Annotated in this window: 22 protein-coding genes and 1 pseudogene; 11 read left to right on the forward strand and 12 right to left on the reverse strand. The window is 69.4% G+C overall.

What is annotated here, in order from left to right:
- The first annotated feature begins 33 nt into the window (after positions 1-33).
- Positions 34-246 carry a hypothetical protein gene (locus ACSQ2B_RS21380; RefSeq protein WP_436053078.1) on the forward strand — a complete coding sequence of 71 codons (213 nt, stop codon included), beginning with the start codon at positions 34-36 and terminating at the stop codon, positions 244-246.
- Here ACSQ2B_RS21380 and ACSQ2B_RS21385 read toward each other — a convergent pair.
- On the reverse strand, positions 243-680 hold the full coding sequence (locus ACSQ2B_RS21385; RefSeq protein WP_436053080.1) for a CBS domain-containing protein: 438 nt from the start codon (positions 678-680) through the stop codon (positions 243-245). The genes ACSQ2B_RS21380 and ACSQ2B_RS21385 overlap by 4 nt on opposite strands.
- Before the next feature lie 306 nt (positions 681-986).
- Between ACSQ2B_RS21385 and ACSQ2B_RS21390 the strand changes: the two are divergent.
- Positions 987-1,741 (forward strand): annotated as a pseudogene (locus ACSQ2B_RS21390) (IS5 family transposase).
- A 13-nt stretch (positions 1,742-1,754) separates the two neighbouring features.
- Here the strand turns inward: ACSQ2B_RS21390 and hemF are convergent.
- On the reverse strand, positions 1,755-2,627 hold the full coding sequence (gene hemF, locus ACSQ2B_RS21395; protein ID WP_436053082.1) for an oxygen-dependent coproporphyrinogen oxidase: 873 nt from the start codon (positions 2,625-2,627) through the stop codon (positions 1,755-1,757).
- A gap of 174 nt (positions 2,628-2,801) precedes the next feature.
- Complete coding sequence (locus ACSQ2B_RS21400) at positions 2,802-3,263, reverse strand: tRNA (cytidine(34)-2'-O)-methyltransferase (RefSeq protein WP_436053084.1); 462 nt, start codon at positions 3,261-3,263, stop codon at positions 2,802-2,804.
- A gap of 211 nt (positions 3,264-3,474) precedes the next feature.
- On the opposite strand from ACSQ2B_RS21400, the gene petA reads away from it, so the two are divergent.
- Genes petA through ACSQ2B_RS21415 form a run of 3 tightly spaced genes read left to right on the forward strand, consistent with a single transcriptional unit; the run spans position 3,475 to position 6,207 of the window.
- A complete protein-coding gene (gene petA / locus ACSQ2B_RS21405; RefSeq protein ID WP_436053086.1) occupies positions 3,475-4,029 on the forward strand; it encodes a ubiquinol-cytochrome c reductase iron-sulfur subunit in 555 nt (184 codons plus the stop codon).
- A gap of 5 nt (positions 4,030-4,034) precedes the next feature.
- Positions 4,035-5,354, forward strand: coding sequence for a cytochrome b (locus tag ACSQ2B_RS21410; RefSeq protein ID WP_436053088.1), 1,320 nt, complete (start codon positions 4,035-4,037; stop codon positions 5,352-5,354).
- 7 nt (positions 5,355-5,361) lie between these two features.
- Positions 5,362-6,207: a cytochrome c1 gene (locus tag ACSQ2B_RS21415; RefSeq protein ID WP_436053089.1), complete on the forward strand. Its 846-nt coding sequence runs from the start codon at positions 5,362-5,364 to the stop codon at positions 6,205-6,207.
- A gap of 24 nt (positions 6,208-6,231) precedes the next feature.
- Here ACSQ2B_RS21415 and ACSQ2B_RS21420 read toward each other — a convergent pair whose 3' ends face one another.
- A complete protein-coding gene (locus ACSQ2B_RS21420) occupies positions 6,232-7,041 on the reverse strand; it encodes a hypothetical protein (protein WP_436053091.1) in 810 nt (269 codons plus the stop codon).
- An 82-nt stretch (positions 7,042-7,123) separates the two neighbouring features.
- On the opposite strand from ACSQ2B_RS21420, the gene ACSQ2B_RS21425 reads away from it, so the two are divergent.
- Positions 7,124-7,597, forward strand: a complete 474-nt coding sequence (locus tag ACSQ2B_RS21425; RefSeq protein ID WP_436053093.1) for a hypothetical protein — start codon at positions 7,124-7,126, stop codon at positions 7,595-7,597.
- Positions 7,598-7,607: 10 nt separating this feature from the next.
- Here the strand turns inward: ACSQ2B_RS21425 and ACSQ2B_RS21430 are convergent, their stop codons facing one another.
- Together ACSQ2B_RS21430 and ychF are read right to left on the reverse strand one after the other, a co-directional pair.
- The gene (locus ACSQ2B_RS21430; RefSeq protein ID WP_436053095.1) at positions 7,608-8,285 is read right to left on the reverse strand and encodes a dienelactone hydrolase family protein; all 678 of its coding nucleotides are present in this window, start codon (positions 8,283-8,285) and stop codon (positions 7,608-7,610) included.
- Between the two features lie 160 nt (positions 8,286-8,445).
- Positions 8,446-9,543, reverse strand: coding sequence for a redox-regulated ATPase YchF (ychF, locus tag ACSQ2B_RS21435; RefSeq protein WP_436053097.1), 1,098 nt, complete (start codon positions 9,541-9,543; stop codon positions 8,446-8,448).
- A gap of 131 nt (positions 9,544-9,674) precedes the next feature.
- On the opposite strand from ychF, the gene ACSQ2B_RS21440 reads away from it, so the two are divergent.
- The 3 genes from ACSQ2B_RS21440 (at position 9,675) to ACSQ2B_RS21450 (ending at position 12,081) form a co-directional block, all read left to right on the forward strand.
- Entirely contained in the window at positions 9,675-10,196 is a 522-nt protein-coding gene (locus ACSQ2B_RS21440) for a DUF1993 domain-containing protein (protein ID WP_436053099.1), read from the forward strand.
- Positions 10,197-10,612: 416 nt separating this feature from the next.
- On the forward strand, positions 10,613-11,332 hold the full coding sequence (locus tag ACSQ2B_RS21445; RefSeq protein ID WP_436053101.1) for a Crp/Fnr family transcriptional regulator: 720 nt from the start codon (positions 10,613-10,615) through the stop codon (positions 11,330-11,332).
- A gap of 23 nt (positions 11,333-11,355) precedes the next feature.
- Positions 11,356-12,081: a hemerythrin domain-containing protein gene (locus ACSQ2B_RS21450; protein WP_436053103.1), complete on the forward strand. Its 726-nt coding sequence runs from the start codon at positions 11,356-11,358 to the stop codon at positions 12,079-12,081.
- A 141-nt stretch (positions 12,082-12,222) separates the two neighbouring features.
- On the opposite strand, the gene ACSQ2B_RS21455 is transcribed toward ACSQ2B_RS21450, so the two are convergent.
- The gene (locus tag ACSQ2B_RS21455) at positions 12,223-13,002 is read right to left on the reverse strand and encodes a class I SAM-dependent methyltransferase (RefSeq protein ID WP_436053105.1); all 780 of its coding nucleotides are present in this window, start codon (positions 13,000-13,002) and stop codon (positions 12,223-12,225) included.
- An 88-nt stretch (positions 13,003-13,090) separates the two neighbouring features.
- Between ACSQ2B_RS21455 and ACSQ2B_RS21460 the strand changes: the two genes are divergently transcribed.
- Together ACSQ2B_RS21460 and ACSQ2B_RS21465 are read left to right on the forward strand one after the other, a co-directional pair.
- Positions 13,091-13,873: a helix-turn-helix transcriptional regulator gene (locus ACSQ2B_RS21460; protein WP_436053107.1), complete on the forward strand. Its 783-nt coding sequence runs from the start codon at positions 13,091-13,093 to the stop codon at positions 13,871-13,873.
- A gap of 69 nt (positions 13,874-13,942) precedes the next feature.
- Positions 13,943-14,194, forward strand: coding sequence for a hypothetical protein (locus tag ACSQ2B_RS21465; protein ID WP_436053109.1), 252 nt, complete (start codon positions 13,943-13,945; stop codon positions 14,192-14,194).
- Positions 14,195-14,208: 14 nt separating this feature from the next.
- Here the strand turns inward: ACSQ2B_RS21465 and ACSQ2B_RS21470 are convergent, their stop codons facing one another.
- The 5 genes from ACSQ2B_RS21470 to ACSQ2B_RS21490 all read right to left on the reverse strand — a co-directional run bounded on the left by ACSQ2B_RS21470 (position 14,209) and on the right by ACSQ2B_RS21490 (position 16,485).
- Positions 14,209-14,631 (reverse strand): response regulator, encoded by a 423-nt coding sequence (locus ACSQ2B_RS21470; protein ID WP_436053111.1) that lies wholly within the window; start codon positions 14,629-14,631, stop codon positions 14,209-14,211.
- The gene (locus tag ACSQ2B_RS21475; protein ID WP_436053113.1) at positions 14,631-14,798 is read right to left on the reverse strand and encodes a hypothetical protein; all 168 of its coding nucleotides are present in this window, start codon (positions 14,796-14,798) and stop codon (positions 14,631-14,633) included. The genes ACSQ2B_RS21470 and ACSQ2B_RS21475 overlap by 1 nt, the downstream gene beginning before the upstream one ends.
- Positions 14,799-14,870: 72 nt before the next feature.
- Positions 14,871-15,209 (reverse strand): hypothetical protein, encoded by a 339-nt coding sequence (locus ACSQ2B_RS21480; protein WP_436053115.1) that lies wholly within the window; start codon positions 15,207-15,209, stop codon positions 14,871-14,873.
- Between the two features lie 108 nt (positions 15,210-15,317).
- Entirely contained in the window at positions 15,318-16,130 is an 813-nt protein-coding gene (locus ACSQ2B_RS21485; RefSeq protein WP_436053117.1) for a hypothetical protein, read from the reverse strand.
- An 85-nt stretch (positions 16,131-16,215) separates the two neighbouring features.
- Entirely contained in the window at positions 16,216-16,485 is a 270-nt protein-coding gene (locus ACSQ2B_RS21490; RefSeq protein ID WP_436053119.1) for a hypothetical protein, read from the reverse strand.
- Positions 16,486-16,565 lie beyond the last annotated feature (80 nt).

Genomic DNA, 16,565 nt, shown 5'->3' on the forward strand with positions numbered 1-16,565 from the left:
GACGTCGCGTCGCGTGCGGCCCGGGAGACGATCATGCGTCCATCGAACCTGAACAAGACGGACGTTTGGCTGGCCGGCGAGCCGCCCCTCCACGACCCCGTCGCCCCGCCGATCCCGCCAGAGTTGCCGGTCATGCCCGATCCGCCGGACATTCCGCCGACGCCCTTTCCCGATCCCTCGCCCGAGAGTCCGACTCTCGTGGCCTTCGCACGGTGGAATTCGCGGGGCGCCGGCGGCCAAGTCTAGTGCATCATCTGCGTATGCTGTCCGCCATGGCGCGAGATCGCCGAGAGGGTCGCGCCGGTCTGTTCGGGCTGGGCGCTTGCGGTGAGGTCGGCCATCGCGACGATGCCCACCAGTCGCTTGTTGCGATTGAGCACGGGCATCCGCCGGATCTGCTCGTCGCCGAGACGGCGCAGCACGCCCTCGACGTTTTCGTCCTCGTAGCACCAGCAGACGTCGGAGCTCATCGCCTCGTGGACCTTCGCCTTGGGCCCCTTCCCTTCGGCCATGCCGCGGATGGCGATGTCCCGGTCGGTGAGCATGCCGACCAGGCGGTCGTTATCGCCCACCGGCAACACCCCGGCGTCGCATTTGGCCATGAGCCCCGCCGCTTCTTGCAGCGTCATCTCCGGATTGGCGAGTTGCACGTTGCGGGTCATGCAGTCTGAGATTTTCATGCGCGCCTCCACACGTTCGGCCCCCTGCGGCTGGGGCAACACGCCGTGCAGGGTAAGGTTCCGGCCTCGACGCGAGGCGGCGAAACCGGCGTCCGCCTTCGCCTGACGCGCCCTAGACCCTTCCCGGTTCAGGTGGAATCACTGAACCGGATGAGAAGGGTCTATCTTCAAGGGTTTAGAGCGTGACGGCGGCCGCAACCGGCATTCACTTGCGGCTGTCACGCTCTAGGAGCTGTGGACTCTTAGGATTCCCTGCGACTCCGAAGCGTGATTCAAGACTGCTTTTTGGGGGCAGTCTTGGGGGTGATGGACCGCTTGGTGCTTAGCGACGACCAGTGGGAGCGGATCGCCCCGCTGGTCATCGGCCGTCCGGATCAGAAGGGCTCGACGGGCCGGGACAACCGGATGTTCGTCGAAGGCGTGCTGTGGGTGGTGCGCACCGGTTCGCCGTGGCGGGATCTTCCGGAGGTGTTCGGCGACTGGAACAGCGTCTGGCGGCGGTTCAGCCGCTGGAGCGCCAAGGGGATCTGGTGGCGCATCTTCGAGGCGCTCTCGAATGATCCCGACTTCGAGTACCTGATCGTCGACTCGACCATCGTCCGCGCTCACCAGCACGCGGCGGGGGCGAAAAAGGGGGGCCTGAAGATCAGGCCATTGGCCGCTCCCGCGGGGGCTTGAGCACCAAGATCCACATGGCCGTGCGAGGGTTGGGCTGTCCCGTGCGGTTCACGCTCACCGCTGGCCAGCGCGGCGACGCGCCCCAGGCCGGCCCGCTGATCGAAGGCCTGCCAGCCCAGGCCGTAATGGCCGACACCGCCTACGACTCCGACCGCCTGCGCCAGGCGATCGCCGAGAAGGGCGCGGTCGCGGTGATCCCCAACAACCCGTCCCGATCCCGCAAGCACCCGCTCGACAAGCACCTCTACGCCCAGCGCCACCTGGTCGAGTGCTGCTTCAGCAGGCTCAAGCAGTTCCGGCGCGTCGCTACACGCTTCGAGAAGACCGCCAGGAACTATCTCGCCATCGTCACCCTCGCAGCCATCGTCCTCTGGCTACGCTAAGTGTCCACAGCTCCTAGGGCCAGGCCACCATCGGCGGCATGGAGCTGAGGATGGATTCGATGTTCCCGCCGGTCTTCAGGCCGAACATCGTGCCCTTGTCGTAGAGCAGGTTGAACTCGACGTAGCGGCCGCGGCGGATCAGCTGCTCCTGGCGGTCGGCCTCGGTCCAGGGCTCGTCTATGCGGTGGCGGACGATCTTCGGATAGACGTCGAGGAAGGCCTCGCCGACGTCGCGGGTGAAGGCGAAGTCGCGCTCCCAGTCTCCGGAATTGTGGTGGTCGTAGAAGATGCCGCCGACGCCGCGCGGCTCGTTGCGGTGCGGCAGGAAGAAGTACTCGTCGCAGCGGGCCTTGTAGCGCGGATACCACTCCGGATCGTGGCGGTCGCAGGCGGCCTGCAAGGCCGAGTGGAAGAGCCGCGCGTCGTCGGCCTCCTGGCTGCGCTGGGCCTCGAGCAGCGGCGTCAGGTCCGCGCCGCCGCCGAACCAGCCGGCGGTGGTGGCCAGGTAGCGGGTGTTCATATGCACCGCTGGAATTCGTGGGTTGCGCAGATGGGCGATCAGGCTGATCCCGGTGGCGACGAAGCGCGGATCGGCGTCGGCGCCCGGCATGGTCGCGGCCATCTCCGGCGTGAAGGTCCCATGCACCAGGCTGATGTGCACGCCGACCTTCTCGAAGAGGCGGCCGCGCAGGAAGCCCATCACCCCGCCGCCGCCGGCCGGCCGGTCCCAGGGCTTCAGCTCGAAGCGTCCGGGCTCGCCCGGGTAGAGGTCGGCGGGCGCCTCGTCCTCCAGCTGCTCGAACGCCGCGACGATCCGGTCGCGGAGGCTGTCGAACCAGGCCCGCGCGCGCAGGCTCTTCTCGTCGAGGGCAGGGGCTTGGGTCATGGACAGGGGGATATCCGGATGCGGCGAGCCCGCCAAGATGCCGCTGAACGCCCCCTCCGTCGGCTTCGCCGACACCTCCCCCGCTGCGCGGTGGAGGATCTGGGCCGAAGATGCTCCCCCGCGCAGCGGGGGAGCTCCCGCGAAGCGGGTGAGGGGGCGTTCGGCGCTGTGATTTCAGCCGCCGCTGAAACCGCCCGTCTGCCGCAGCGCCTCGCCCAGCGCCATGGCCGCGGCGTTGACGACGTTCAGAGACCGGGCGTCGGGGACCAGCGGGATGCAGAGGCGGGCGTCGGCGGTCTGGTGGACCTCGTCGGGGACGCCGGCGCTTTCGCGGCCGAACAGCAGCACATCGCCCGGGCGGTACAGAAACGTGTGGAAAGGCTCGGCGCCGCGTGTCGTGAAGAGCAGCACACGCCCCGTCATCCGTTCGGGCGCCTCCAGGAAGCGCGACCAGCTCGTATGGCGCACAAGCTCGGCCTTTTCGGCGTAATCCATCGCCGCGCGACGCACTGCGCGATCCGAAAGCGGGAAGCCGCAAGGCTCGATGACGTCCACCGGAACGCCCAGGCAGGCGCCCAGGCGCAGCGCAGCGCCAAGGTTTTGCGGAATGTCGGGTTGAAAAAGGGCCAAGCGCATTCTAAGCGATCCGCCACGGATTAGGCCGGGGCGTAAAGACGAATCACAAAAGGCAGCCTTGCGCGCGTTCGCAAGGCCAGCCGCCGATGATTTGTCGCGCCCGTGACCTGTCCTGAAGAACCGCCTGGCCAGAATCTCTGGCCGGGTTCAAGCCTGGGCGTTCCTTCGGCGATCTCAAGAAGGCGCGCTCGAATTCGAAGGGTAGCTTTAGGTGGCCGACACCGTCGCGGGCGAAAGACCCGACCCGCACGTCTCGGGTGAAGACCCGAGCCGTCGCGACTTCATCCACATCGCTGCGGGCGCTGCTGCTGTCGGCGCCGTCGCGACTCTCGCCTGGCCGTTCATCGATCAGATGAACCCCGCCGGCGACACCCTGGCGCTCGCCTCGATCGAGTTCGACCTGAGCAAGGTCGCGAAGGGCCAGCAGGTGACGGTGAAGTGGCGCGGCAAGCCGCTCTTCGTGCGCAATCGCACCGAAAAGGAAATCGCCGAGGCGGTGAAGGACGATCACGCCGACATGCGCGATCCCCAACTCGACGCCGACCGGCACAAGCCGGGCAAGGCCGAGTGGCTGATCCTGATCGGCACCTGCACCCACCTGGGCTGCGTGCCGACCTTCGGCGGCGGCGAGTACGGCGGCTGGTTCTGCCCCTGCCACGCGTCGGTCTACGACACTTCCGGACGGATCCGTAAGGGTCCCGCGCCGCTGAACCTGGCGGTGCCGGAGTACAGCTTCCTCTCCGACACCAAGGTCAAGGTGGGCTGACGGACATGAGCGGACATTCCACCTACGAGCCGAAGACCGGCTTCGAACGCTGGCTCGACGTGCGCCTGCCGCTCGTCCGGTTCGGCATGGACACGGTCATCAACTTCCCGACCCCGAAGAACCTCAACTACTGGTGGACCTTCGGCGGCATCCTTTCGACGATGCTGGTCTTCCAGATCGTCACCGGCGTCGTGCTGGCCATGCACTACGTGCCGCACATCGACCATGCCTTCGCCTCGGTCGAGCGCATCATGCGCGACGTCAACTACGGTTGGCTGATCCGCTACATGCACGCCAACGGCGCCTCGATGTTCCTGCTGGCGGTCTACATCCACATGTTCCGCAACCTCTACTACGGCTCCTACAAGGCGCCGCGGGAGGTGCTGTGGATCCTGGGCTGCGTCATCTACCTGCTGATGATGGCCACGGCCTTCATGGGCTACGTCCTGCCCTGGGGCCAGATGAGCTTCCACGGCGCGGTGGTGATCACCAACCTGATCGGCGCCTTGCCGGTGGTCGGCGACGCCATCACCACCTGGCTGTGGGGCGGCTTCGCGGTGGACAACGCCACGCTGAACCGCTTCTTCTCGCTGCACTTCCTGCTGCCGTTCATGATCGCAGGCGTCGTGATCCTGCACATCTGGGCGCTGCACGTGCCGGGCAACAACAACCCGACCGGCGTGAACGTGAAATCCAAGGAAGATACGGTTCCGTTCCACCCGTACTACACGGTGAAGGATGGCTTCGCGATCGCCGTCTTCCTGCTGCTGTTCGGCTACTTCGTCTTCTACAACCCGAACGTCCTGGGCCATGCGGACAACTACATCCCGGCCAACCCGCTGGTGACCCCGGCGCACATCGTGCCCGAATGGTACTTCCTGCCCTTCTACGCGATCCTGCGGGCGGTCCCGCACAAGCTGGGCGGCGTGCTCGCCATGTTCGCCGCCATCGGGGTGCTGTTCGTCCTGCCCTGGCTGGACACCTCGAAGGTGCGCTCCATGCGCTACCGTCCGACGGCGAAGCTCTACTTCTTCATCTTCGTCGCCGCCTGCCTCGTGCTGGGTCTCTGCGGCGGCAAGCTGCCGGACGATCCGGTGATCCCGGGCCTGACCAGCTTCACCCTGATCGACGCCGACATGAACAGCTTCGTCTGGCTGTCCCGCATCGCGACGCTCTACTACTTCGGCTATTTCCTGATCATCCTGCCGATCCTGGGGCTGACCGAGACCCCGCTGCCTCTGCCGGAGTCCATCTCCGAGCCTGTCCTGTCGCATCCCGCCACCACGCCCGCCGGCGCCGTGGCGTCGCCTGAAAAGAGGGGTTGAGCCCAAGATGCTGCGTAAAGGTTTGACTCTCGCGGCGCTCGGGCTGGCCCTCATGGCGGGCCAGGCCCAGGCGTCCACGCATCCCGAGGAGCCGAAGGCGGTCGACTACGCCTTCGAAGGACCGTTCGGAAAGTTCGACAAGTCCCAGCTGCAGCGGGGCTACAAGGTCTATCGGGAGGTCTGCTCGGCCTGCCACTCGATGAACCTGCTCTACTTCCGCAACCTTGGGCAGAAGGGCGGACCGTTCTTCGATCCGAAGTACCCGAACCCGAACAACAACCCGTACGTGAAGGCGCTCGCCGCCGACCTCCAGGTCAATGATATCGACTCGGAGACGGGCGACGCCATCAAGCGGCCCGCCACCTCGGCCGACCGCTTCCCGGCGCCGTTCGCGAACGACGCGGCGGCGCGCGCGTCCAACGGCGGCGCATTGCCGCCGGACCTGTCGGTGATCGCCAAGGCGCGCGAGGGCGGGCCGGCGTACATCTACTCGCTGCTATCGGGTTATGGGGAGCCCCCGGCGGGCCTGACCGTTCCGCCCGGCCAGCACTACAATCCCTACATGCCGGGCGACGTGTCGCCGTTCTGGTCTGGCTCGCACGACCACGTTCCCCCGGGCGGCTTCCTGGCGATGCCGCCGCAATTGGCGGATGGCAAGGTGACCTTCGACGACGGCACGAAGTCGACCATCGACCAGCAAGCCAAGGACGTGGCCGCCTTCCTCGCCTGGGCCGCCGAGCCCAAGCTGGAAGAGCGCAAGACCTTCGGCCTGGGCGCGATGATCTATCTGCTGATCTTCACGGGCCTGCTCTACGCCAGCTACCGCCGGATCTGGCGCAACGTGGCCCACTAGGCCGCCAAGCCAGCCAGAGCTCGATCAGGGCCCGCCGGAGCGATCCGGCGGGCCTTTTTCGTGGGCGAGCAGCAGCTCGCCCCGCACAAAGTCGAACCGCAGGCGATAGCGCGCCAGCACCGGCGCGCCGATCTCGCCCGCCGCATCGAGCTCCGCCTTGGCGGTGAGGCCGCTCGCCGGGTCCTCGAAGAGGTCGCCAGCGAAGGACAGGGCCCGCAGCCGCGGCCGGGTCGCGCCGTACGGATAGAGGGCCTCATGCCGGACGGCGCCTGGCGCGTCGGCGAGGTCGTCGCGCAGCCGCACCGGCGTGTCGGAGCCGGTCGCCGGCACGAAGTCGCCGGCCCAGGCGCGCCGCCCGTCGGCCACCGCCGCCGCCGTCACCGGCCGTCCCTCGCGCCAGACGAGGGGCAGGGTGACGGCGTGGGCGAAGGGCGGGGCCTGTCCGGGTTCATGCAGCGCGACCCGGCAGGGGGCGAAGCTTACGTCCAGCACCCGGCCCACGAGGACGTCGGCGCCGATCACGCCGGCCACCGGGGTCGGCAAGGGGCGCAGGCGCGAGTCCAGCTTGACGACCTGCACCGGGCGATCGCGAAGCGCCAAGCCGGCCAGCCGGATATCGCCCCTGAGGGCGACCTCGGCGAAGCCGGCGCCCTGGGCCTGGGTCTCGGCCATCAGGGTGTGGGGCGCGCCGGTGTCGAGCACATAGTCGCCCGCCAATCCCATCACCTCGGCGGGAACCACCAGCACGCCGCCCTCGAACCAGCACCGGGTCTCGCCGGCGTGGGCGGCCAGCGGCAGGAAGCTGACGACGAGGAGGAGGGGTGAGGCGCGCACGTAAGCTCAGCTTAACGCAGCCGCGAGCGATCGGCGAGCCAAGGCGCCTTACGCCCGCCCCGAAGGCCCGGCACAATAGGCCATGGCCTCCTACACGCGCGCCTGGCGCAATTTCAAACGCATGCAGGACCTCACCGTGGCCATCGCCAGCCTGATCTATGCAGGCGCGGCGGTGCACGCCATAGGCCGGCTTCCAGGAGGGCCGGGCCTGGTGCTGCGCTGGATCCTGCTGTGGCCGGCCCTCTACCTCGCCGCCTCCCTGGTCGCGCCGCTGCTGATCGCGCCGGTCCGCCGCTGGCTGACGAAATATGTCTGGATGAGCTTCCAGGCCGGCTTCGGCCAGACGCCGGGCTCGGTCATCATGGGCGTCGTCCTGCTGATGGGGGCGGCGATGTTCATCTACTGGCAGATCGCCACGGTCGCGGCGACCGGCGCCTACCGCGCCAACGTCTTCTCGGCCTATGCGGCCGGCATCGGCATCCTCGCGGCCCAGGCGGTGCTGGTGCGGACGCTGGAACGTCGGCCGGATGTGCGGGCGCTGATCGAAGAGGGGTAGGGGGGAGGACCTAGGCCTCGCCCTTGCCGCGGCTGCGCGAGAAATGGGCCAGGGTGCGCAGCCTCGCGAGCTTGGCCGAGTCCGCGTCATAGTCGCTGCGGCGGTCGGAGACGAAGCCGTGGCCGGCGTCGTAGAGGAAGATCGGCAGCTCCGGGTGGCGCTCGCGGATCGCCTCGATGTTGTCCGGCGGGATCGAGGCGTCGGTCTTGCCGAAGTGCAGGATGGTCGGGACCCTGGGCGTCTCGTCCATCAGCTCGCTGATCCGGCGGCCATAGTAGGCGGCCGCCGCGGTCAGGCCGTCGCAGCGGCAGGCCGCCAGCCAGGTCGCCGCCCCGCCCCAGCAGAAGCCGGCGGCGAAGACCGGAGGGCCGAGGGCGTCGATGGCCGCCTGCAGGTCGCCCTGCACCTGGTCCCAGGGCGTCGCCTGGGAGATGAGCTTGCCCTGTTCAATGCTCTCGGGGCTGTAGTCCGCCTCGAAGCCGGGGGCGCTGCGATCGAAGAGGGCCGGCGCGATCACCTCGTAGCCGTCCTCGGCGAACCCTTCGCAGAGCTCGCGGATGTGGTCGGTGACCCCGAAGATCTCCTGCACCAGGACGAGGCCGCCGCGCCGGGCGTCGCGCGGGGCGACGTGGTAGGCGGCGAGCTCGAAGCCGTCGAAGCGGCTCGTCAGTCGGATCGTCTCGCCCATCCCCAGCTCCTCAACATCCGCTCATCCCGGCGAAAGCCGGGACCCAAGCTGAACCGCCGAATGATCTCCGGGGCTGCACCCAGGCACCGCCGTCCTGAACCTCAGCTTGGGTCCCGGCTTTCGCCGGGATGAGCGGAGGAAGGGGGTCGAGTTTGCCGCCTCAAACGTTGAAGCGGAAGTTCAGCACGTCGCCGTCCTGGACGACATATTCCTTGCCTTCCTGACGGAACTTGCCGGCCTCGCGGGCGCCGGCCTCGCCCTTCAGGCGGACATAGTCCTCGTAGGCGATGGTCTCGGCGCGGATGAAGCCCTTCTCGAAGTCGGTATGGATCACGCCGGCCGCCTGCGGGGCGGTGTCGCCCTTGTGGATGGTCCAGGCGCGCGCCTCCTTGGGCCCGACCGTGAAATAGGTCTGCAGGCCGAGCAGGTGGTAGGCCTCGCGGATCAGCTTGTTCAGGCCGGGCTCGGTGAGCCCCAGGGTCTCCAGGAACTCCGCGCGCTCGGCGGGGTCCAGCATGGCGATCTCGCTCTCGATCTGGGCGGAGATCGCCACGTGGTCGGCGCCGTCGCGCTTCGCGCGCTCGGCGACCTGGCTCGACATCTCGTTGCCGGCGGCGGCCGAGGCCTCGTCGACGTTGGAGACGTAGAGGGCGGGCTTCGAGGTCAGCAGCTGCAGCATCCGCCAGGCCTTGTCGTCCTCAGGCGAAACCTGGGCCTTGCGGGCGGGGCGGCCGGCGTTGAGCTCGGTCAGCGCGAGGTTGGCCAGGCGCAGGTTGGTCGCCGACTCCTTGTCGCCGGTCTTGGCGCGCTTCTCCAGGTTGACGACGCGCTTCTCCAGGCTCTCCAGGTCGGCCAGCATCAGCTCGGTCTCGATGGTCTCCAGGTCGGCGAGGGGATCTACTTTACCTTCAACGTGGGTGATGTCGTCGTCGACGAAGCAGCGGGCCACGAAAGCCACGGCGTCGCAGTCGCGGATGTTGGCCAGGAACTGGTTGCCCAGGCCCTCGCCCTTGGAGGCGCCGCGCACCAGGCCGGCGATGTCGACGAAATTGATCCGCGCCGGGATGATCTCCTTCGACGGGATGATGGCGGCCAGCGCCTCCAGGCGCGGCTCGGGCACCGCCACGTCGCCGGTGTTGGGCTCGATGGTGCAGAACGGATAGTTGGCGGCTTGCGCGGCGGCCGTCTGGGTCAGGGCGTTGAACAGCGTGGACTTGCCGACGTTGGGCAGGCCGACGATGGCGACTTTCAGGGCCATGTTGTCTTTCGGGGTCCTTCTCGAAGGGGCGGGAGGTAGCATGCGCGGGCGGGCCGCTCCACCCATGCGCTGCTTGTGGTCGGTTTCGCCGCAAAGCTAAGGTCGCCGACAACGATAACCGGAGGAAACCCATGGCCATCACGCTCTACGACGCGACCGTGCCCAACTACCTGCAGATCCTCCGCAGCCTGCGCGGGGTGCTGGAGAAGGGCCTCGCCCACGCGCAGGCGACCGGTGTCGATCCGGACAGCCTGGTCGAGGCGCGGCTGGCCGAGGACATGTTCCCCCTGAGCTTCCAGGTGCAGCGGGTCGCCGACCATTCCGCAGGCGCTCTGCGCGACGTGAGCCAGGGCGCCTTCAGCTTCCCGAGCAAGGACAGGTTCGACTACGCCGGCCTGCAGACGCTGATCGCCGACGCCGAAACGGCGGTGAGCGGCTGGACGCGCGAGGCGGTGAATGCGCTGGAGGGCCGCGAGGTGCTGTTCGACACCGGGCGCAGCCCCGCGAGGACCTTCACTGCGGAGGCCTTCCTCTTCTCCTTCTCGCTGCCGAACTTCCATTTCCACGCGGTCACCGCCTACGGCATCCTGCGGATGAAAGGGGCGCCGATCGGCAAGATGGACTACCTCGGCCAGCTGCGGACCAACCTCTAGTCGCTCCTTAATCGCCGCTCGCCCGTCCGGCGGGCGATCCGAAGGTGATTTCATAAAGGTGTCACCGGCGGGGAAGATTCCGGAAAGCCTGGACCGATAGCCATGCCGCACCCAACACGGTGCAGTCAGCCGGGCGGTGGCCGATCAGGCCGAGGCGCTGGCCCGGCCGATTGATCGCTTCCACCTCCGCGCCGACGTCGCGGGCCGGCCGGCCGCCGCGCCGGTCCGCCTCGCCTCCTGAGCGCGTTCAGGCGTGGGGCCGGCGCCGGCGCCGACGACCTTCGGGCCTGCCTTGGCTTTGCGAACCTCTTGCCGTCGAACGCCGCTGGGCGTTCAGTCTGAGCGACTCCCCACGGGCGGCGTGCGACGAGTCCGGGGCGAGGCAGTCGGCGTGAGCGCAAGGTCGGACGTGGACGATGGCCAAGCAAGGTAACTGGCTGCTCAAGGCCCTCGAGCCGGATGTTCGATCGCGTTTCACGCCGCGCTTGCGGCAGGTCCAGCTGGTGCGTGGCGAACTGCTGCTCAGTCCCGGCGAGACCGTCTCCAAGGTCTTCTTTCCCGAAGGCGCCCTGATCGGGCTGATCAGCGCCACGGCCGCCGGCGACACCGTGCAGACCGCCATGGTCGGCTGGGACGGCGCGCTCGGCGTCTTCGAAGCCTGCGGCACCCGCCAGAGCGCCTTCATGGCCGAGGTGCAGGTCGAAGGCGCCGCCTGGGCCATGGCCGCGACCGACTATCGCCTGATGTACGCGGCCTCCGAAACGCTGCGCACCGCGGTGCACAAATATGTCGAGATCCTGCTGACCGAGGCGCGCCAGTTCGTCGCCTGCAACGCCCTGCACAGCGTCGAGGCGCGGCTCAGCCGCTCGGTGCTGGAGGCGCTGGACCGCAGCCGCGACGGACGTATCTTGCCGGCCACCCAGGAAGTCCTCGCCCAGATGCTCGGCGTCCAGCGGACCACGGTGACGGCCGCCATAGCCCAGCTCCAGGCCGTCGGCGCTGTGCGCAGCACCCGCGGCGTGCTGGAGGTGGTCGACGAGGCCGCACTGGAGGCCGCCGCCTGTTGCTGCCGGGAGACCTTGCGCGAAGCCCGCGCGGAGATCTACGCCGCCGACGACGAGGCGTGCGACGACTAGCCGCCGCGCTTGCGAGAGGAATAATGACCCAGGATATCACGCGCCCTTCGCGGCGTGCGGCCTTCGTGGCTGCGGGCGGCGCCTTGGCGGCCGGGCTGGCGCTCGCCGGCTGCGGCGGCGGCAAGACGGACGAAACCCCCAAGGGCGCCGGCGCAGCCGACTCGGCGGACGAGGCGCTCATCCGCGGGCACGCGGTGTTGCGGCGGTTCCTGGTGATCTACCGCGAGTTCGGCGGGCGGCTCGCCAGGGGCGCTGCAGACTTCGACGCCGCGGCGCTTGGTCAGGTGGCCGACCTCTTCCGCGCCTATGGCGAGGGCTACCTGGAGCGCGAGCTGCAGGAGCAGCACGTTTTTCCCGCGCTGCAGAAGGTCGGCGGCCCGGTTGCGACGCTGGTCCCGGTGCTGCTCGCCCAGCACAGCCGCGGCCGCGAGATCACCGCCTACGTCCGCGCGCGTTGCGCCGGCGGCAAGATCGCGGCGGCGGACGCCATGCCCCTGGCGCGGGCGCTGCAGGACTTCGCCCGCATGTACGAAGCCCACGCCGCCTGCGAGGACACGGTGGTCTTCCCCGCCTGGCGTCAGGGCCAGTCCGAGCCGCAATGGGCGACGATCGGCGCGCAGTTCGCGCAGATCGAGCGCTCGCACTTCGCGGGCGGAGCCTTCGAGATGGCGGCCGGCCAGGCGGCGCAGATCGAACAGAAGCTCGGGCTGTCGGATCTGGCGCGCTATACGGCGCAGCCGGTAGCCTGACCGCAGCGCCGAACGCCCCCTCCGTCTCGCCTGCGGCGATCCACCTCCCCCGCTTCGCAGGGGAGGAGCGAGGCCGCGCTGCTCCCCCGCCTGCGGGGGAGCTGTCAGCGAAGCTGACTGAGGGGGCGTTCGGCGCTGCCTCTAAGCCGCCGCCTCCAGCACCATGACGTCGAGCTGGAAGGAGCCGTCCGGCTCGATGGCGAAGTGGGCGCGGACCTCGTCCGCGGCGAGCCGTTGCAGAGATCGAACGGCCTCGACCTGGATGTTCGGCGTGCGCATCCGCTCGGTCCAGACGGCGAAGTCCATGCGGATCTGCCGGCGGCTGACGGCGCTGATGGTGAAGCCGGCCCGCTCCACCGCCGCGGTCCATTCGCCGATCGTGTAGTCGCGCACATGGCTGGGGTCGCGCAGCAGCTCGACCGCCTGAAGGTGGCTGTCCAGCAGCGGCCGGCCGGGCGAAATGGCGTCGATGAAGACCGCCGTTGAGCCGGCCCGGGCCACCCGCCGGGCCTCGGCCAGGCCCGCCCCCAGGTCGCGCCAGTGGTGGGCGCTGAAACGGGTGGCGACGAAGTCGAAGGCGGCGTCGGGGAAGGGCAGGCGCTCGGCCGGCGCCTGTTCGGTGGCGATGTTGGCCAGGCCGCGCTCGGCGGCCGTCTGGCGCACCGCCGCCAGCATCCCGGCGGAGAGGTCGCAGGCGACCACCTCGCCGGCGTGCGGCGCCAGCCGATAGGCCACGTGTCCGCCGCCGCAGCCGATGTCGAGGGCGCGGGCGGGACGCGCGCGGCGGACGCTCGCCTCCAGGGCGTCGAGGTCGGCGCCGGAGGCGTGCACGGCGCTCTGCACATAGGCCTTCGCCTGCGGCCCGAACTGGGCGTCGACGACGGCGTGGTGGCTGCGGTCCTCGGAGGTCTTGGCGGTCATGGGGGTTCGTCTCCTTGAGCGGCCCACCCAAACTGCGCCGTCTTCAGCCTGGTACAAGATAGGCAATTATCCTGGTATAATTGGCGCCATGCCGACGCCTGTCGCCGACCAGCGCCGCCTTCTCGGGGCCTTCCTGCGAACGCACCGCGAGCGGCTTTCGCCCCTGGCCGCGGGTCTGGCCGCCGGACCGCGCCGGCGTACGCCCGGCCTGCGGCGCGAGGAGGCGGCCCAGCTCGCGGGCGTCAGCGCCACCTGGTACACCTGGCTCGAGCAGGGGCGGGACGTCTCCGCCTCGCCCGAGGCCCTGGGCCGGGTCGCGGGAAGCCTGCAGCTGACGCGCGCCGAGCGGGCCTATCTGTTCGAGCTGGCCGGCCGGCGCGATCCCGCGGCCCCCGCCGCGGCGGCTGAGGCGCCGCCGGGCCTGGCGGAGGCGGCAGCCAGGTTCGAGGGGCCGGCCTACGGCCTGGACCGGTGCTGGACCGCGGTCTGCTGGAACGCCGCGGCAGGGCGGCTGTTCGCGGGATGGCTGGACGGGGCCGAACCCAATCTGCTGCGCTACCTGTTCCTGGACCCGGGCGCGCGGCGGCTGGTCGTCGACTGGCCGGACCGGGCGCGCCGGGTCATCGCCGAGTTCCGCGCCGACTTCAGCCGCAGCTTGTCGGACCCGCAGATGCGGCGGCTGGTCGACGGCCTGCGGGGCGAGGACGCAACCTTTGCGGCGATGTGGGACGAGCAGTCGGTGCTGGCGCGGGAGGGCGGCCTGCGCCGCTTCGACCACCCGCAGGACGGGCCCCTGGCCTTCGAGCAGTTCACCTTCCAGCCGGCGGACCGGCCGGACTGCAAGCTGGTGCTGCTGGCGCCGCGCGACTGAGATCCCATTTGCGAGGGATCAAGGCGCGACGCGATCCTATGGTGCAGTCTGGCGCCGGCGAGGAAGATCATGGGCGAACCCACATCCGACGACCCGGCGCTGTCGATCCGGCGGAAGCTGGCGGGCGCGGTGATGGTGCTCGTGGGCGGCCTGACGCTGGTCGCCCTGGTCTTCATCAGCAACAGTCAGAACCCGACCGCGGCGCACATGATGTTCAGCCTGGGTCTGGCCGGCTCGGCCCTGCTGTCGGCGACGGCGCAGGGGCTGATCTTCGCCGGCGCCTGGATGCTCTGGCGCGCGACGCGTCGCCGGCCGCGCTGAGAAGGGCCGAAGCTCTAGCCGAAGGCGCTGCGACGCGTGTCCAGGCCGGCGTCCTGACGCCGGGCGCCCAGCATCTGCTGCACTGAGGCGAGCGAGATCGGCTTGTTGGCGTAGTCGTCGAAGCCGAGTTGGAGATAGTCGCGCTTGCTCCGCGTCGTGTCGCCGGTGACCGCGACCACCGGGGCCTGCTGGTTGGGGCCAGCGCCGGCGCGCAGCCGTTCGACCGCCTGGATCCCGCTCATCTGCGGCATCTGGATGTCCATCAGCACCAGGTCGACCGCTTCATGGCTGAGAAGCTCCAGCGCTTCGGGGCCGCTCGCCGCCTCCACGCATTGTGAACCCAAATGCTCCACCATGCGGGCGAGCACCATGCGGTTGACGGGCTCGTCGTCGACGATCAGCACCGTCAGGGCGCGGGTCCCGTCCGGGGCCTGCATCAGAAGTATTCCCCTTGGCGCACAGCTTCTTCATACTCACGTAAGGCTTTCAACGCCGTGTCCATCCGGCGCCGGAAGTCACAGAGCAGTTCGTCATAGTGGCCATTGAGCAGCGGAACCTCGACGACGTGGTCGTCGTTGGCTCCCGCCAATTCGAGCGATCTCATTCTTACCCACCTATTTTGAGGCAGGGTGTCGCATGGCCGTGAAATACAGATTAACGCTGCGGCGGTGAGCGATCAGCTCTTCTCGACCACGCGCGGGGTGAGCGGGGTGGCGAGGTAGGTGACGCTGGCCATGGCGTCCAGCGAGTCGCTGATCGGGATCACGGAAGAGTCTGCAAGGCGGGCGAGCTCGTCGAGCGCGGCCTGGGGATCGTCGGTCTCGATCTCGTAGATGGCGAGGTAGGGCAGGATGTCGGGCGCGCCGAACTGCGGCGCGACGCTGAAGCGCTGGGCGGCGACGAATCCCTTGGCGCGCAGGACGTCGTCGAGGTGCTGGTCGTCGTACCAGCTGTTGTAGGCCGCATCCTGGCCGGGCCGCGGCGTGGTGAACACTAGGAACAGATACTTGGCCATCGCGCGCGATCCTCCACGACGCGTCTCGGCGCGTCCTTCATCCAGGGCGCGGATCTTGGCGGAGGTTGTCAAGGCGCTCCACCGCTCCGCGAAGCGGCGAGGTCGGGGCTACCAGCGCCGGTAGGAGGTCGGCGGGTCGTAGCGGGTGTACGGATCCGGCGGATAGTAGGCGTCGCGCGGATCCTCTGGATAGTCGCGGACCCGGGCGTAGGGGTAGCTCTCGGCCTGGGCCTGCTGCCGGGCCCGTACGCGCTCGGCTTCGGCCTGGGCGCGCTGGCGCTCGGCGTCGGCCGCCGCGCGTAGCCGCTCGGCTTCGGCGGTGTTGCGCTGGGTTTCGGCCTCGGCCGCGGCCTTCTGAGCCCGCGCGGCCGCGAGCTGTTCGTCGGCGATGGCCTGAGCGCGGGTCTCAGCATCAGCCCGAGCCTGGGCCTCGCGCTGGGCGGCCTGCTGGGCGCGGTAGCGGTCGGCGACCTGGGCCCCGCAGGTGCGCAGGTCGGCCAGCGCCTGGTCGGAGCCGGCGAGCCCCACCTGCACGGGCTCGTCGGCGAGCCAGCCGATCTGCAAGGCGGCGCCCTTCTTCAGGGCGGCGAGCGTCTCGGAGCTGAGCTGCATGGTCGCCGACTTGCTGTCGGCCTGGCGCAGAACGAGGTTGGCGAAGGCCTTGCGGTCGACGCGGATCGGCAGGAAGGCGCGTTCCGGGGCGTCGGGCTTGGTGAAGACCAGGTCCACCGCCTCGCCGTTGGAGATCAGCGCCGCTGGCGAGATCGCGCCCGAGGGGGCGGTGAACTCCAGTTCGGTGCGGCAGCTGTCCTCGCCCGGGACGATGATCCAGGCGGGCGCCTCGGCGCGGCTGGCCGCGGCCCAGGCCGATGGGGCCGAGATCGAGGCTGCGGCGACGCCGAATAGCAGAACTTTGATCACGACAGATCCCCGACGCGTCCCTCGGCGCCGAGGCTACGCCGCAGGCCTTGCGGCGCCTAGATGCTGCGCGCTCCGGCCGCAGCCGTCAGTGGAGCCGGCGGCGGGGCGACAGCAGCACGCCCAGCACGGCGCCGGCCGCCAGGGCGACGGCGGCGGTGGCGAACGGGCGGGCCTTGACCTGGGCGGCGGAAAAGCGGCCGAGCGACTGGCCGCGTCGGCTGAGCACCTCGGCGGCGTCACGGCTGCGGCGCGCCAGGGCGTCGCTCACGGGGCGGACCACACGAATGACGCGCTGCACGGGCGGCAGGCGCAGCTCGGGCGGCGCATCCTCAATGCCGAAAGCGTCGTCTCGCATGACCTCTCTCATCCGGTCTCTCCTGTTGGCGCGAACCATTCTTCCAAGTTGCCGCGATAAGGCGGCGTGACTTTGTCTTT

This window comes from Phenylobacterium sp. LjRoot225, assembly GCF_964252855.1.
In the GTDB taxonomy this organism is placed as follows: domain Bacteria; phylum Pseudomonadota; class Alphaproteobacteria; order Caulobacterales; family Caulobacteraceae; genus Phenylobacterium.

What these genes read in the sequence shown, in the direction of transcription:
- ACSQ2B_RS21380 (WP_436053078.1), top strand. Translation starts at nt 34, where the DNA reads ATGCGTCCATCGAACCTGAACAAGACGGACGTTTGGCTGGCCGGCGAG.
- ACSQ2B_RS21385 (WP_436053080.1), bottom strand. Translation starts at nt 680, where the DNA reads ATGAAAATCTCAGACTGCATGACCCGCAACGTGCAACTCGCCAATCCG.
- hemF (WP_436053082.1), bottom strand. Translation starts at nt 2,627, where the DNA reads ATGACCCAAGCCCCTGCCCTCGACGAGAAGAGCCTGCGCGCGCGGGCC.
- ACSQ2B_RS21400 (WP_436053084.1), bottom strand. Translation starts at nt 3,263, where the DNA reads ATGCGCTTGGCCCTTTTTCAACCCGACATTCCGCAAAACCTTGGCGCT.
- ACSQ2B_RS21410 (WP_436053088.1), top strand. Translation starts at nt 4,035, where the DNA reads ATGAGCGGACATTCCACCTACGAGCCGAAGACCGGCTTCGAACGCTGG.
- ACSQ2B_RS21415 (WP_436053089.1), top strand. Translation starts at nt 5,362, where the DNA reads ATGCTGCGTAAAGGTTTGACTCTCGCGGCGCTCGGGCTGGCCCTCATG.
- ACSQ2B_RS21425 (WP_436053093.1), top strand. Translation starts at nt 7,124, where the DNA reads ATGGCCTCCTACACGCGCGCCTGGCGCAATTTCAAACGCATGCAGGAC.
- ACSQ2B_RS21430 (WP_436053095.1), bottom strand. Translation starts at nt 8,285, where the DNA reads ATGGGCGAGACGATCCGACTGACGAGCCGCTTCGACGGCTTCGAGCTC.
- ychF (WP_436053097.1), bottom strand. Translation starts at nt 9,543, where the DNA reads ATGGCCCTGAAAGTCGCCATCGTCGGCCTGCCCAACGTCGGCAAGTCC.
- ACSQ2B_RS21440 (WP_436053099.1), top strand. Translation starts at nt 9,675, where the DNA reads ATGGCCATCACGCTCTACGACGCGACCGTGCCCAACTACCTGCAGATC.
- ACSQ2B_RS21445 (WP_436053101.1), top strand. Translation starts at nt 10,613, where the DNA reads ATGGCCAAGCAAGGTAACTGGCTGCTCAAGGCCCTCGAGCCGGATGTT.
- ACSQ2B_RS21450 (WP_436053103.1), top strand. Translation starts at nt 11,356, where the DNA reads ATGACCCAGGATATCACGCGCCCTTCGCGGCGTGCGGCCTTCGTGGCT.
- ACSQ2B_RS21455 (WP_436053105.1), bottom strand. Translation starts at nt 13,002, where the DNA reads ATGACCGCCAAGACCTCCGAGGACCGCAGCCACCACGCCGTCGTCGAC.
- ACSQ2B_RS21460 (WP_436053107.1), top strand. Translation starts at nt 13,091, where the DNA reads ATGCCGACGCCTGTCGCCGACCAGCGCCGCCTTCTCGGGGCCTTCCTG.
- ACSQ2B_RS21465 (WP_436053109.1), top strand. Translation starts at nt 13,943, where the DNA reads ATGGGCGAACCCACATCCGACGACCCGGCGCTGTCGATCCGGCGGAAG.
- ACSQ2B_RS21470 (WP_436053111.1), bottom strand. Translation starts at nt 14,631, where the DNA reads ATGCAGGCCCCGGACGGGACCCGCGCCCTGACGGTGCTGATCGTCGAC.
- ACSQ2B_RS21475 (WP_436053113.1), bottom strand. Translation starts at nt 14,798, where the DNA reads ATGAGATCGCTCGAATTGGCGGGAGCCAACGACGACCACGTCGTCGAG.
- ACSQ2B_RS21480 (WP_436053115.1), bottom strand. Translation starts at nt 15,209, where the DNA reads ATGGCCAAGTATCTGTTCCTAGTGTTCACCACGCCGCGGCCCGGCCAG.
- ACSQ2B_RS21490 (WP_436053119.1), bottom strand. Translation starts at nt 16,485, where the DNA reads ATGCGAGACGACGCTTTCGGCATTGAGGATGCGCCGCCCGAGCTGCGC.